General features: G+C 34.1%; 8 protein-coding genes and 1 CRISPR repeat array. Of the genes, 2 read left to right on the top strand and 6 right to left on the bottom strand.

The genetic code is table 11. From position 1 onward, the window contains the following. Nucleotides 1-51: 51 nt before the first annotated feature. Nucleotides 52-1,593, top strand: coding sequence for an acyl-CoA carboxylase subunit beta (locus HNV08_RS15180; RefSeq protein ID WP_173282211.1), 1,542 nt, complete (start codon nt 52-54; stop codon nt 1,591-1,593). 116 nt (nt 1,594-1,709) lie between these two features. Here the strand turns inward: HNV08_RS15180 and HNV08_RS15175 are convergent, their stop codons facing one another. Both HNV08_RS15175 and HNV08_RS15170 read right to left on the bottom strand, forming a co-directional pair. Next, nucleotides 1,710-2,156, bottom strand: a complete 447-nt coding sequence (locus tag HNV08_RS15175; RefSeq protein WP_173282210.1) for a DinB family protein — start codon at nt 2,154-2,156, stop codon at nt 1,710-1,712. A 24-nt stretch (nt 2,157-2,180) separates the two neighbouring features. After that, the gene (locus HNV08_RS15170) at nt 2,181-3,953 is read right to left on the bottom strand and encodes an ABC transporter ATP-binding protein (RefSeq protein ID WP_173282209.1); all 1,773 of its coding nucleotides are present in this window, start codon (nt 3,951-3,953) and stop codon (nt 2,181-2,183) included. 166 nt (nt 3,954-4,119) lie between these two features. On the opposite strand from HNV08_RS15170, the gene HNV08_RS15165 reads away from it, so the two are divergent. Beyond that, nucleotides 4,120-5,316, top strand: a complete 1,197-nt coding sequence (locus HNV08_RS15165; protein WP_173282208.1) for a multidrug effflux MFS transporter — start codon at nt 4,120-4,122, stop codon at nt 5,314-5,316. Nucleotides 5,317-5,409: 93 nt separating this feature from the next. Further along, nucleotides 5,410-8,412: a CRISPR direct-repeat array (repeat unit 46 nt; unit sequence GTTGTGAATTGCTTTCAGTTCATTAATTTTATTGATGATTCACAGG). A 334-nt stretch (nt 8,413-8,746) separates the two neighbouring features. On the opposite strand, the gene cas2 is transcribed toward HNV08_RS15165, so the two are convergent. The 4 genes from cas2 to HNV08_RS15145 all read right to left on the bottom strand — a co-directional run bounded on the left by cas2 (nt 8,747) and on the right by HNV08_RS15145 (nt 15,379). Continuing rightward, on the bottom strand, nt 8,747-9,052 hold the full coding sequence (gene cas2 / locus HNV08_RS15160; protein ID WP_241697241.1) for a CRISPR-associated endonuclease Cas2: 306 nt from the start codon (nt 9,050-9,052) through the stop codon (nt 8,747-8,749). 53 nt (nt 9,053-9,105) lie between these two features. Then, on the bottom strand, nt 9,106-10,026 hold the full coding sequence (cas1, locus tag HNV08_RS15155) for a type II CRISPR-associated endonuclease Cas1 (RefSeq protein ID WP_173282206.1): 921 nt from the start codon (nt 10,024-10,026) through the stop codon (nt 9,106-9,108). Then, nucleotides 10,023-14,426 (bottom strand): type II CRISPR RNA-guided endonuclease Cas9, encoded by a 4,404-nt coding sequence (cas9, locus tag HNV08_RS15150; protein ID WP_173282205.1) that lies wholly within the window; start codon nt 14,424-14,426, stop codon nt 10,023-10,025. The genes cas1 and cas9 overlap by 4 nt, the downstream gene beginning before the upstream one ends. 332 nt (nt 14,427-14,758) lie before the next feature. After that, nucleotides 14,759-15,379, bottom strand: coding sequence for an L-threonylcarbamoyladenylate synthase (locus HNV08_RS15145; protein ID WP_173282204.1), 621 nt, complete (start codon nt 15,377-15,379; stop codon nt 14,759-14,761). Nucleotides 15,380-15,405 lie beyond the last annotated feature (26 nt).

The raw sequence follows: 15,405 nt of genomic DNA, 5'->3' as shown, positions 1-15,405 counted from the left end.
TAAAATAGTATGAGATTCTGAAATACGGTCAGAATAACAAAAAAATAAAATATGGATTCCAAAATTAAAACACTACACGATAAGCTCGCCTTAGCAAAATTAGGAGGTGGCCAAGCACGAATAGACAAACAACACCAAAAGAAAAAATTAACCGCAAGAGAACGTGTTATGTACCTATTAGACGAAGGGTCTTTTGAAGAAATTGGTGCCTTAGTGACACATAGAACCAAAGATTTTGGGATGGCTAATCAGCAATTTTATGGTGATGGTGTTGTTACAGGTTACGGCACAGTTAATGGAAAACTAATCTATGTATTTGCGCAAGATTTTACTGTTTTTGGAGGTTCTTTATCCGAAACCCATGCCGAAAAAATCTGTAAAATAATGGATTTGGCTGTCAATGTTGGTGCGCCAATCATTGGTCTTAACGATTCTGGAGGCGCTCGTATTCAAGAAGGTGTGCGATCCCTTGGTGGCTATGCCGATATCTTCTACAGAAACGTACAAGCGTCTGGTGTTATACCACAGATCTCAGCAATTATGGGACCTTGTGCAGGTGGTGCTGTCTATTCACCAGCCATGACTGATTTTACTTTAATGGTACAAGACACCAGTTATATGTTTGTCACTGGTCCTAATGTGGTAAAAACAGTAACCAATGAAGAAGTGAGCAGTGAAGAATTAGGAGGTGCCAGTGTGCATTCTTCTAAGTCTGGCGTAGCACATAAAACCGCTTCAAACGATGTAGAGTGCCTAGAACACATTAAAACCTTACTCAGTTATTTACCACAAAGCAATATCAGTAGACCAGACGATTTGCCTTTTGTACCTGCAGAAGAACTGAGAGATGTATTATCTACCATTGTACCCGAAAACCCAAACAAACCTTATGATATGCATCAGGTGATAAACGGTATCATTGATGTCAATTCATTTTTTGAAATTCATAAAGATTTTTCTGAAAACATTATCGTTGGTTTTGCGCGTTTAGGCGGTAAAAGCATTGGTATTGTAGCCAACCAACCTATGTTTCTAGCAGGTGTTCTAGACGTAAATAGCTCTAAAAAAGCAGCGCGTTTTGTTCGTTTTTGCGATTGCTTTAATATACCGCTATTGGTCTTAGAAGACGTACCAGGATTTCTACCAGGAACCGATCAAGAATGGAATGGTATAATTGTAAATGGCGCTAAATTACTCTATGCGTTTAGCGAAGCTACCGTACCTAGAATCACAGTGATAACAAGAAAAGCGTATGGTGGTGCTTACGATGTCATGAACTCTAAACACATTGGCGCTGATATGAATTTTGCATGGCCCAATGCCGAAATTGCAGTTATGGGTGCAAAAGGTGCTGCTGAAATTATTTTTAAGCGCGATATCAACGCTGCCGAAGACAAAGAGGCTATGTGGAAAGAAAAAGAAGCAGAATACGCGCAACTATTCGCAAATCCTTATAGTGCTGCAGAACGTGGTTTTATTGATGATGTCATTGAACCACAATACACAAGACGCAAACTGATAAAAGCCTTTAAAATGTTAGAACATAAAAACGTGGACAGACCGCATCGTAAACACGGAAATATACCTTTATAAGAACGTACAACCACCTTACCCGTTAACCAACAGGTAAGGTTTTTTTTATTGATTGCCATTGCCATAAAGCTATATGCACTTCCGCAAATGCGCTTTATAGTGTAGACCACCAAAATTTATTGGTCAAGTAATCTTCTATGATAGTTAATTTGCCCCAAATGATAGGCTAAATGCGATTCTAAATGCATTAAAAAATACATAGTGGTCATTGGCTTATTAAACACTTCAAGTGGATAATCGGCCTGTAATTGCTCTTCTGTAAGATTTTTAATTGTGTTTTTAACCACAATCAGCGTAGCTTTGATTTGCAAAACCAATTCTGATGCTGGCACATCTTTTAATGAAAATTCTAGATCGCGTTGCCTTACATAGCCAGAATCTCCTAAAATTGCGCCAATAAAATGGTTTAAATTACCAATTAAATGAAGACATAATCCGCCTGCAGAATTCGAAATTTGCCCATCTGTTTTCCATAAATTAGAGGCTTGTTTATAAAGCCCTACCTCTTCTATTAATTTGTTAAGGTCTCTCTCAAAAAGAATGATTAAAGTATCGGTTATCATAGTTTTTTTTTATTACAAATAAATTTAAATTTTTGCCTGAAACGTATATAAATCATAATAGCGTCCTTTCGCCTTTAACAACTCGTCGTGCGTACCGCGTTCTGCGATTCTTCCAGCTTCTATGACTAATATTTGATCTGCTTTTTTAATGGTACTTAAACGGTGCGCAATAACAATGGTTGTTCTGTTATTGGTTAATTCTGATAAACTTTTCTGAATTAAGCTTTCACTTTCAGTATCTAAATTAGAAGTCGCTTCATCTAATATAATAATTTTTGGGTCTGCTAATATGGCTCTTGCTATAGCTATTCTTTGCCTTTGACCACCTGAGAGTTTCACACCTCGCTCACCAATTAAAGTGTCTAAACCTTCATCAAAACGGTCTGTAAATTCATTAACATAAGCGGCTTGCACGGCATATTGCAATTGCGCTTCTGTAGCATGTGGCCTTGGAAACATTATGTTTTCTCTAATAGAACCTTCAAACAGAAATTCATCTTGTAAAACCACACCCAAGTGTTGTCTAAAACTACTCAACTTCACTTTAGACAAATCCTTGTCATCAATAGTTATCACTCCAGAATCTGGATTAAGAAACGTTGCCGACAAGCCTGCAATGGTAGATTTACCAGAACCCGAACTACCCACTAAAGCAATCACAGATCCTGATGGCGCTTCAAAATTAATATGATGAAGCACAGGTTTCCCTTTTTCATAGGCGAAAGAGACATCATTAAATTTTATATGCCCTGTAATGGCTGGTAATTCTATGGTTCTATCCTCTTGTTCATCTTCAGCAGCCAAATTCATTAACTCTTCTGTTCTATCTAAGCCTGCCAAAGCTTCTGTTAACTGACTTCCAATATTACTCATTTGAACAATAGGCGCGACCATAAAAGCTAACAGAAAGGTAAATTGCAAAAAGTCGCCTGGTGTTATTTCGCCATTAATCATGTAGTGTCCACCTATTCCCATAATACCTGTAGTGGCTAACCCAATTAAAAACGTTGACGAACTTGTCATTATTGCGGTTGCGGTCATACTCTTCTTTACATTCTGAAAAATATGTTCTACACCTTTCTCAAACACTTTGTTTTCTTGTGCTTCGGCATTAAACGCTTTTATTACCCTTACACCAGCTAAGGTTTCGTTTAAACGGCCTTTGACCTCAGCATTTATTTTTCCTCGCGCTCTAAAAATTGGTCGTATATATTTAAACGCCTTTAGAGCAATAACACCAAAAATAGAGAGCGGAATAAATGTAAAAAGCGTCATCCACACATTCATGCGTAATAAAATAACTAAAGTAATTATGGCTGTAAACGAACCGCCTACCAATTGCACTAAGCCTGTACCTATGAGGTTTCTTACACCTTCTACATCGGTCATAATCCGAGAGACTAAAGCACCAGATTTTGTGTTGTCAAAAAAGCTAATAGGTAACGACAGTACCTTTTTTTGAACTTGAGCTCTTAATTCACTAATTAAGTATTGCGCCTGTATGCTGAGTACTTTTGTCAATAAAAACGATGTTAATGCTTGCACTAATATCGCAGCAATTACAATGGCGATTAACGTATATAGTTGATTGTAATTTTTTGTTGGTACAACCTCATCAAGTAATACTTTACTTTCTAACGGCAATACAAAACCAGCCAAACTTCGGATTATAATAAGTATTAACCCTAATAACACCAATTTACGTCTAGGCCAAATGATGGTTTTAAAGGCGGTCTTTAAGGTTACTTTTGGCTTTTCGGTTTTGGTAGATTTTGACGTTGCATTATAATGCTTCATAGCGAATGGTCTTTATGCAAATATAAGCTGTTGTTATTGAAAATAACACGAATTACAGCGGATTCAAAAACATGAGTTCATGGCATAACAACGCAACACATATTAAGAAATTATTAATATGTTAAAGTGTCCCCAAATTAGGGTTATATTCAACTACTTTTGCGCCATGCAAAAAGAAAACCGATCCCAATTAGAATTTGTAGTATTAATGGCTGCGTTAATGTCTATTGTCGCCTTATCTATTGATGCGGTTTTGCCGGCTTTACCTAAAATAGGTGCGTATTTAAACAGCGCCAATGCCACTGAAAATCAAAAATTAATATTTACTATATTTTTAGGTTTAGGATTTGGGCAACTTATTTTTGGTCCACTGTCTGATAGCTTTGGTCGCAAACCCATGGTCTATGTTGGTTTTGGAATTTTTATTATCGCTTCACTAATTTGTATTAGCACTAAAAATTTTGAAATTGTGCTTTTTGGGCGCGTTTTACAAGGTATAGGTTTATCCTCACCACGTACCATGAGTATCGCCATTGTTCGCGATTCTTATAGTGGCGATCATATGGCAAAAATTCTATCTATAGTAACGATGACATTTATTTTAGTCCCTGTCATTGCGCCTATGCTAGGACAATTTTTATTGCATCATTTTGGTTGGGAATCTATTTTTAATGTCAACTTAGCTTTTGGCTCTTTAATAATGCTATGGTTTTGGAAGCGCCAACCAGAAACATTACAAAACAAATACAGAAAAACATTTAGATGGTCTATTTTTAAAACAGGCTCAATACTATTTTTTCAAATAAAATCTGCTATTGTTTACACGTTGCTTTCTGGCTTAATCATGGGTTCATTTATGGTCTATTTGGGTACAGCGCAACAAATTTTTCAAGTACAATATAACTTGGGCCATTACTTTCCTTACATTTTTGCCAGTTTAGCGATTACTATTGGATTGGCTACATTTTTAAATAGTGCCATAGTTATGCGTTTTGGGATGTGGAATTTAGTAAATATTGCGCTATTGGCATTTGTTAGTATTTCCTTACTATATGTTATTTTATTTTGGTCTGGCGATAACCCAAGTATAGGATTATTAATTGTATTTTTAATTTTACAATTTACAAGTGTAGCGTTCTTATTTGGTAATTATAGAGCTTTGGCTATGCAGCCCTTAGGACATATTGCTGGCATAGGTTCTGCGCTCAACGGATTTATTTCTACCATAATGGCTGTACCTATTGCATATTATATAGGTACGTTTATAACAACCTCAGTATTACCTCTTTTTATGGGCTTCTTTATTACTGGCGTTATTGGCTTGTTTTTATTTTATAGTGTAAAAAAGCCAGTGAGGGCATAATAAAATGTTCTTTAATTTTGAGTTTCAGGATTCAGTTCCGTAATTTTATGGATAATTCACTGGTTTATTGTTTTGATTTATGGTGCTTGCACAGTTGTGAATTGCTTTCAATTCATTAATTTTATTGATGATTCACAGGTTTTGACATGTTTTAGTTTTCGTTATTTGTGTTGTGAATTGCTTTCAGTTCATTAATTTTATTGATGATTCACAGGTTGAGTGGATGAATAATACTACGACGTTAAGTTGTGAATTGCTTTCAGTTCATTAATTTTATTGATGATTCACAGGGCGAACTCTAAAAAGTTTCATCGTGTAGAGTTGTGAATTGCTTTCAGTTCATTAATTTTATTGATGATTCACAGGCTTTCTTCGCCTAGTATGTTTGATATTGCTGTTGTGAATTGCTTTCAGTTCATTAATTTTATTGATGATTCACAGGATAAAACAGAATATAATGAATACAGAGGTCGTTGTGAATTGCTTTCAGTTCATTAATTTTATTGATGATTCACAGGCCATCTCTGCTGGAGTTTGTTCCATTTCTGTTGTGAATTGCTTTCAGTTCATTAATTTTATTGATGATTCACAGGTTTATAGATAGTAGCCCTTTATCAAGTCTGTTGTGAATTGCTTTCAGTTCATTAATTTTATTGATGATTCACAGGTAACGCTGTAATAATTCGTTTACAGTACCGGTTGTGAATTGCTTTCAGTTCATTAATTTTATTGATGATTCACAGGTAAGTGAAAAAGACAGCGAGTTCAAAACGTGTTGTGAATTGCTTTCAGTTCATTAATTTTATTGATGATTCACAGGAACCCACAACAGCGAATTAATTTCACGTAAGTTGTGAATTGCTTTCAGTTCATTAATTTTATTGATGATTCACAGGTTTTCCTGTACTGAAATAAAAGGATTATCTGTTGTGAATTGCTTTCAGTTCATTAATTTTATTGATGATTCACAGGACCTAATCCTTTACAGTAATAGTCGTTTCTGTTGTGAATTGCTTTCAGTTCATTAATTTTATTGATGATTCACAGGGTTGTTAAGGTAAATTATGTAAGTTATCACGTTGTGAATTGCTTTCAGTTCATTAATTTTATTGATGATTCACAGGAAAAACTTACCATCAACATATATTCTAATTGTTGTGAATTGCTTTCAGTTCATTAATTTTATTGATGATTCACAGGCAATAACACTATCTTAGATAAGCAGTTAGAGTTGTGAATTGCTTTCAGTTCATTAATTTTATTGATGATTCACAGGTAGTTTCAATTATAACGTTTTCATTTCTAGTTGTGAATTGCTTTCAGTTCATTAATTTTATTGATGATTCACAGGTAACGCTGTAATAATTCGTTTACAGTACCGGTTGTGAATTGCTTTCAGTTCATTAATTTTATTGATGATTCACAGGTGATGGCTTGACTGTTTATTTGGAAGCGGCGTTGTGAATTGCTTTCAGTTCATTAATTTTATTGATGATTCACAGGGAAGACATTAACGAAAACGACGACGAAACAGTTGTGAATTGCTTTCAGTTCATTAATTTTATTGATGATTCACAGGACAATGAAGGCTGTCTAAAACACTTACCGTGTTGTGAATTGCTTTCAGTTCATTAATTTTATTGATGATTCACAGGCATAACCAACCAAATCAAACTGCGTGTCTGGTTGTGAATTGCTTTCAGTTCATTAATTTTATTGATGATTCACAGGCATAAGACTGTTTTAGTGCTAGGCACACCAGTTGTGAATTGCTTTCAGTTCATTAATTTTATTGATGATTCACAGGGTTAGATTGTGGTGTTATTAAAGGTAATGTGTTGTGAATTGCTTTCAGTTCATTAATTTTATTGATGATTCACAGGTACAAATACTCACTAAGCAATATAGCACTTGTTGTGAATTGCTTTCAGTTCATTAATTTTATTGATGATTCACAGGGATGATACTGGTGTTATAGTTGTTAATAATGTTGTGAATTGCTTTCAGTTCATTAATTTTATTGATGATTCACAGGGTAAGAAGAAAAATGAGTGCAAAAATAATAGTTGTGAATTGCTTTCAGTTCATTAATTTTATTGATGATTCACAGGAAATTTCATATACTACCTATGCAGATTGTAGTTGTGAATTGCTTTCAGTTCATTAATTTTATTGATGATTCACAGGTCTATCATTTTGTTTAGTTTAATGCTTTGTGTTGTGAATTGCTTTCAGTTCATTAATTTTATTGATGATTCACAGGTTTTAATAAATCCGTTTGCATCTTTATTTTGTTGTGAATTGCTTTCAGTTCATTAATTTTATTGATGATTCACAGGTGTCTATGTAGACGCTTAGTCCGTAGCCTGTTGTGAATTGCTTTCAGTTCATTAATTTTATTGATGATTCACAGGACATCACTAAACTAGAACAACGTATAGAGGGTTGTGAATTGCTTTCAGTTCATTAATTTTATTGATGATTCACAGGGTTTGAGAACGATTTAATTAACAGGAAGTAGTTGTGAATTGCTTTCAGTTCATTAATTTTATTGATGATTCACAGGAGGCACGTAAAAACGACCCGACAAGCATAGTTGTGAATTGCTTTCAGTTCATTAATTTTATTGATGATTCACAGGAACCCACAACAGCGAATTAATTTCCCGTAAGTTGTGAATTGCTTTCAGTTCATTAATTTTATTGATGATTCACAGGCAAACAAACAATAACAATTAAAAATGTAAGTTGTGAATTGCTTTCAGTTCATTAATTTTATTGATGATTCACAGGGGAGTATTAAAAAATGTAACAAAGGGTAAAGTTGTGAATTGCTTTCAGTTCATTAATTTTATTGATGATTCACAGGTCAACAATAAAAAGCTTCGCGACAGTCATAGTTGTGAATTGCTTTCAGTTCATTAATTTTATTGATGATTCACAGGAAACAAGAAGTAAAACAAATAACAACAGGCGTTGTGAATTGCTTTCAGTTCATTAATTTTATTGATGATTCACAGGAGGAAAATAACCGTTCATAAAACCGTTTCCGTTGTGAATTGCTTTCAGTTCATTAATTTTATTGATGATTCACAGGATACTTGCTGTAACAGGCTGGTATCCTGTTTTTTATATATAAGCTTAGAATTTGCATAATTCTTGTTTTTTATAACAGACTTATTTATCTTCTATTCATTTTTTCAATTCAAATAATAAAACGTCAGTTTAATTGCTTTAATGCATTCCACTATTTTTTAATGGAATTCGATGAATCTCGTTTAATCGATTTAAGTGTGTTAATTGCTGCCTTAATCAAAGTCGAAAGGTAATTGATTATTCTCAGGACACTTGCTGTAGCCTGTTTTTCATGGCACTGTTTAAACATTACAAAAAAACACCCCTAAAGTCCCCTCAAGGGGACAATCTATAGATTAAAACAATTCTAGTTGCTGGCTTGGTGGTTCTGGTTCGATTTCCGTTTGGCCGTGAAAGAGTTCCATCATCCCAAATTGTTTGTCTGTTATTTGCATAATACACACCTTCCCTTTTTTTGGCAAAGCATTTTTGGTGCGTTTTATATGCACTGAGGCATTTTCGCGACTAGGACAAAACCGTGTATAAATACTAAACTGGAACATGCCAAATCCATCGTTCAACAAATTTTTACGAAATCGGGTTGCAGCTTTACGCTCTTTTATCGTCTCGGTTGGCAAATCAAAAAATACGAGCACCCACATACAACGGTATTGGTTTAGGCGTGACAGATAAGATTCCATAGGTCGCGGTCATATTAACTTGTAAAGGTTTCTAGCGCACTCTTAAGTTCGGGATATAATATTTTTCTCTTACTGCCTTCAAAACACTCAAATAAACTTGCCGTGGTACGACTCATGGCATTCATCAACGGGCTTCGTTTACCATCAATGACCACATCTATTGCAGGAATCATCAACAAATCGGATTTTATATTGGTATTGAGCGTCTCTAAATTGCAACCGGTTTCCACAATATCATAGACCAAAGCATCTACAAAGGGACGGTAAGGCTCCATAACATCATCTGCCAAACAGAACGCATTGTATTTATTATGGTGAAAAATTCCAACCGAAGGCAATAAACCACTACTTACCAAAGCCCTTGCTGTGACAGCTCTAAGAATGGCATAACCATAATTGAGCAGATTATTTGGCGGCACTCCTTTTTGGTTACGGCTAAAACCATCGATATCAAAAAGGTTTTGAAAATAAAATGCGGCAGCCAAGGCTTCTTGATTGTTAAAATCGCCACTTTTTACGGCCTTGGCATAGCGTTTTAAACGTAATGCATTTTTACCTCTAACAATAAAATGCCCAGCTTGGTTGTCTATTTTAGCCGTAACCGTCTGTTGCCAAAGGTTCTTTTTTAGCGGCAGGCTGGCATTAAGTTGATGACGCATGCGTTCTGTCTGCTCACTATGGCCAACCAAGGGCTGTAAAAAGCTACAGGGCAAATGTTGTTTGTCGCAGGTAATGACGGCCGTTTTGTTTTGAACCAATTTCATAAGCAAGCCATTGGTAACGGTTATCTGTGGATTTTCCAGTACCACATAACCTAAATCCTCAATAGGAATGGTCTTTTCACCCTTAACTTCTTCAGGAAAATTAACCACCAACTGCTCATTCTTGGTACTGAGATAGGCTGGATTTCCGAAAAACAGGGTGCGTTTTATCATAATTTTAGACCGTTCAAGTTTCCTATTCTATCTGTTTTTAATTTCCAGCAAATATTTTTTATCATGTTACCATTAATATCTTTTTCCATTTTATTTAAAGCGGAATATTCTTTCTTGTTCCAAATTAAATTTGCTACCTCCGACTTAATGAAAAAACATTGATTACCACTGCTACTGACCATTTTGTAAATTCGCTCTAATTGCTCTCTATTCAGTTTTTCATAAACGACCATTGAAGGATTATTCAATTCATCTTTATTCGGAACAAATACCAAATCGTTAGGTGATAATGAAAATAGAAATTTACCTTTAGAATTATCAATTTGCACCTCTGTTCTTTCATTTTTTGGTACGTGCGCAACTTGCTTTTGATGAGCAATGACTTCATTTAGTGGTACAGTTTCAAACGTTCGTTTCTGTTTTTTCTCGTCCCAATAAATATTGAAAAAAAGATTTGTCCCTTTAGCCGCTTCAACAAATTTTGTAGACTTCTGTCCTGTTTCTCCAATAGAAAATTTAACTCCCACTTCGTATAACCTAACTTTTTTAATTGGATGATGACGTTTTCCTCCATTTAATTTTTGAATATTTTTGTTGAGTTCGTCAACACCGTCTTGGTTAAACGCCAATTCAAAATTCTCATTACCGCTATCGTCTGTATAATTTTTTAAATGATTATCAAGTATTTTTTGGATACTCATATCTGTAATAGACTCTAGGCGTTTTCTGGTTTTAATATCAGTTAGCTCTGTACGTGTAGCGGTTGCAATTTTTCCTTTGGGAACCTCCATGTTTATCTTTCCCGAAACAGTTTCTTTATGCATGGGCTTTCTTATCGCCCAATTTTGACCTCTGTTTTGTTTTACCAGTTTTTTCTTTAACTGTCCGTTTTCATTAACCCATTTCCAAACCTTGTTGTTCGTTTTATTAATTACCCTATTGTTTGATTTAAAACTTATTACTGTTTTTTCCAATACATCTTTGGCATCAGTAGTAAAATCTTTCCAAGGTTTTAAGTATTCTTTTGCAACAGTTCTCTTGTTTCCATTACTATTAATAATGGTTTCTGTATTTCTTAATTTACTTACTAAAGCAAAATTTCTTCTTTCTGTGTTAATTGAAGTAATGTAATTGATGTGATCTTTCGTTGTACAGGCTATAACTAATGCATCCAAAGCATGATGCCTGTGGTCTATTCTTTTCTTACTAAAATTACGTTCGAGCTCTTTAGGCACTTGTATTCTAAAGGCATTAATCTTTTCATCCCAATATCCGAAATCATTGCTATTAGTTTTTTCGTTTAATCGTTTAAAACGGGGTACTATAATTTCATTCCACTTGTCGTTGAGTCCCCAATCTTGTTTTAATTTTGAAGTAATTGCTCCATTAACAGGAACAAGATGCTTTGAAGTAGCCTCAAGTTCACCATCTTCCCTTACAATATTGCTCAATAATCCTTTTACAATTTTACTGATGTACCTACTGTCATTCAGCTGGCGATTTATGAAACCTTCTGGGATATCTTCACTTAAAAGTCTTTCAAGCTTGGATTTGTTCTTTTTAAAATATGTTTGACAATGCTGTTCATAATCATTTAAAGTAAATAGAGAAACTGATTTTCCGTGCCCTAAATCTATAAGTGCTCCTCCTCTTTCTTTTATAAACTCGTAAGCTGTTTTATTATCTTTTTCTTCATTTACAGCACTTTCGCAAATAATCTTGTTGTTCATAGAATTATCAAAATAACGCGATTGCGGAATAATATGCTCAATTTGATAAGCCGTTGAGAACAACTTTGATAGTGGAATTATTTTTCCTGTATATGGCGAAATATAACCTTGCTCCAACCAAAGTTTGTACTTCACAATTTCAGACTTGGTAGGCTTATTCTTTTTTCTAATTTTTTCGATACCCTCATCAACTTCCTTTAAGCTGGAAAACAATCCATCTTCGTAAATTTTTAAAATTTCTTGATGACTTGGAGAATATGGTCGTACATCATCAATAACCTCTGGGTCGGCTTTTAACTCTTCGAGCAAAGCCTTTATACGTTCATTGGTGTTTTCCCTTTCCGTATTTGCTTTTGATATGCGCTCTCTTGTTTTTTTGTCGTTTTTCATCTCACGAACTAATTCTACGTGTATTTCATCAAAAAGTGGTTTGTAAATTTCTCTACCTTTTTTGATTTCTTTTTCTCCATAGTATTTCCATACATCTCTAACCACGCGCAGCGTTTCCAATACAACTTGCTCAACAATAGGGTTTCGCAAACTGTGCTGCTTAAATGTTCCTAAATAATTATCAATATCCTCTGGCTGCTTCCATTGGACGATATTTCCAATTTCGGAATGTCTATTATATTCTGCATAACACGTTTGATATGTATTTAATCCTTGTAATGGATGCGTTCGATTTTTAGATTTAACAAAGGATTTTAATAAGCGCATTGGCACATCATCATCAGCAATAGTATCAAGTTTATCACTTTGATAATCTATAGAATTTAGGCGCTCTACAATATCTGTAATTCTATTTTTTACTTCATTGGAAATAGCTTCTTCATTCCAGTATTTGCCCATTCTCATCAATGGCAATAGTTTTTTAATGGCTTTTTCAGAATAGGCACCATAAGAACTTTCAAATGGAGGGAATCGTTTGAAATTCTCTATAAAATTAGCAACAGGTAAATTATTTTTCTTGGCAAAAGTGGATAGGGCTTTTTCGTATTCCACTTTATCGGTAACTGAATAAATGAGATGCCATAAAGCGTGAAATTTTTCTTGAGTTAAGAAAGCATCAACATCAAAACCATCCAATTTTGAAAGCCTGCTCGCTATCTGGCTTCGTGTTTCATTACATGGATATTTCTTATCCTCTGGAAAATTCCAACGATGAGAGGTTTCATTAAGTTTAAACAATGAGAGCAATTGCTTTTGGTTTACTTCTTTTTTACTGTTAAGCTGTTTAAAAAGTGTTGCATAGCTTTCAGGATTGTCCAAAAACTGTATGGTTACATCGATATCTATCACTGGTTTTCCATTTTCTTCGCCTTCTTTTTGATAAATTTTTAAATTATGAATGAACTGCCAAAGTCTAAACTCTTGATAAATTGGGTTGGATCTTGGAATACATTTTAGTGGTCTTTTTAAAAGCTCGCCATCTTTATAATAAGAACGTGTTTCGTAAGGACAATCTGAAATAGAGGATTTTTTGCTTTTTAAAGGACGCTGATAAAAAATAATGTCGTTAACAAAAAGATGTTTAAAATCTTTTGTCATTAATGTGTTTTGATGCGCTTCATTTCTAGGGTATAATTCTTCTACACAAGACTTTAAAGTATCATCATTAAATATACTTGAATACTCCTTTAATTGTTTATCAAGTATTTTTTCGAGCTCATTTCTATAATATTTACGCTCAATGGTCTTAACGAGTTTACCTCTTATTTTTTGACTTGGATTTTTAACTAGCGATTCAAATATGTAGGTCCCAACGGTTTTTTCTGAGTCTTCAATATCATTTTCAGTCTTCTTCTTTATGGCAATCCAATCTTTTTCAGAATCAACAGCCCTAAAGCTGCGTTTTTCATTTCCCTCTTTATCGGTTTTAACATTACCGTGGTCATCCAAACTTGTTGTTATAATAAATTCTTTGGTTTTACCTTTCCACTCAAAAAGCGGTTCCTTGCTTTGACGTCTATAAATCCATCCGTTTTCTAAAACCACATTGTACCAAGTTCCCTTTGCGTTGGTATCTTCAGTTGCTTGAACATCTGCTACTTGAAGTGCATAAAATTCCTCGCTTTTGTTTTTATTAAATTCTTCTTCCTCACCTCTTAATTGATAATAGCCTCTTTTTTGATTAAAATTCAAAAGCAACCAGGCCAATTCTTCTATTTCAATTTTTTGAGTCAAGGCTTTTTTTCGTAAATAGTAAATTGTCCAATCATACGGAATATTTTCAGTGTACCCATTGGCTTTAAAAATTTCGACCATTTCCTGAAATGAGTTTTGAAAAATAAATGAGTATTGGTCATCTTCTTTCCTTATATAAGGCAACTTAACCTCTGTTTTAGGTTTAAATTGTCCCAACTTTTTTTCAAAATCTATACTTGCTTTATAATGAGAAGGAAGCATTCCTAAAACATTTAACACTCTGTGCAAACGTTCTCTGCGCAGGTTATCTCTTTGGTAAAGCCGTCTTACTCCTCTGTATCCTGTTCTTTCTGCGGTTTGGGATATGGATTGTCCTGCATCAAACTTTCCTAAAATATCTTGACTCATAGGTATTATGCGACTGCCAACACCTTTAATATTACCCTTTTTATTCTTAAAATCTAATTCTATTTGAGCCCACCCAATCGAATTTGTTCCTAAATCTAAGCCTAGTATTTTTTTCATTAATAATTTATTTAATTCTAGTTTAAACCTAATACTTAATAAAACAATATTATTACGGAATTCCGTATTAGGTATATAATTTTCTTTTTATATATTTACAGTACTGAAAGCAATTCACAATAAGGATTATTCCGTTGTGAAAACATTTAAGGTGGCAGGTTAATTCTTGTCGCCTTTTTTTATTCCTATAATTAACGACAACAAACACCAAAAGCGATTACAAAGAATCGCTATTTAATTAGTATTAAAGGGGGAATTATAAATGTAAGAAAAAGAATATATAAATAAAAATGTTTATGGGAAATACTAAAAGGCTTAACAATAAAACACTCCTAAAAAATCTCCAAACTCCCTTTACCTTCTCTAACAACGACAGGTTCGTCTTCAGATAAATCGATAATGGTAGATGCTTCATTGTCGCCATAACCACCATCTATAACAACATCTACTAATTTATCCCATTTTTCTAAAATAAGTTCGGGATCTGTAGTGTATTCTAAAACATCATCATCATCTCTAATGGATGTCGATACAATTGGGTTTCCTAAAGCACTAACCAAGGCTAAAGCTATGGCATTATCTGGAACTCTAATCCCAACCGTTTTACGTTTTTTAAATGGATTGGGTAGATTTTTAGAACCTGGCAAGATAAACGTATATGGTCCTGGCAAGGCACGTTTTAAGATCTTAAATGTGGTTGTATCTATTTGTTTTACGTAATCACTAAGGTTACTTAAATCTTCACAGACAAAGGAAAAATTAGATTTTTCTAACTTCACTCCTTTAATTTTAGCAATACGTTCTAACGCTTTTATATTAGTGATATCACACCCTAAACCATATACGGTATCTGTAGGATAAATGATTAATCCACCATTTTTAAGTGTTTTTACCACACTCTGAATTGCCTTAGGATTAGGATTTTCTGGATATATTTTAATAAATTCAGCCATAATAAGTATCTTTCCAATACGTTTAC

Source organism: Winogradskyella eckloniae (assembly GCF_013249045.1).
Classification (GTDB): domain Bacteria; phylum Bacteroidota; class Bacteroidia; order Flavobacteriales; family Flavobacteriaceae; genus Winogradskyella; species Winogradskyella eckloniae.
This window is presented reverse-complemented; position numbering and strand designations above follow the sequence as displayed.

Bases quoted from the DNA above. Each gene is read 5' to 3' on its own strand.
- cas9 (WP_173282205.1), bottom strand. From the start codon at position 14,426: ATGAAAAAAATACTAGGCTTAGATTTAGGAACAAATTCGATTGGGTGG.
- cas2 (WP_241697241.1), bottom strand. From the start codon at position 9,052: ATGTGGGTGCTCGTATTTTTTGATTTGCCAACCGAGACGATAAAAGAG.
- cas1 (WP_173282206.1), bottom strand. From the start codon at position 10,026: ATGATAAAACGCACCCTGTTTTTCGGAAATCCAGCCTATCTCAGTACC.
- HNV08_RS15175 (WP_173282210.1), bottom strand. From the start codon at position 2,156: ATGATAACCGATACTTTAATCATTCTTTTTGAGAGAGACCTTAACAAA.
- HNV08_RS15165 (WP_173282208.1), top strand. From the start codon at position 4,120: ATGCAAAAAGAAAACCGATCCCAATTAGAATTTGTAGTATTAATGGCT.
- HNV08_RS15170 (WP_173282209.1), bottom strand. From the start codon at position 3,953: ATGAAGCATTATAATGCAACGTCAAAATCTACCAAAACCGAAAAGCCA.
- HNV08_RS15145 (WP_173282204.1), bottom strand. From the start codon at position 15,379: ATGGCTGAATTTATTAAAATATATCCAGAAAATCCTAATCCTAAGGCA.
- HNV08_RS15180 (WP_173282211.1), top strand. From the start codon at position 52: ATGGATTCCAAAATTAAAACACTACACGATAAGCTCGCCTTAGCAAAA.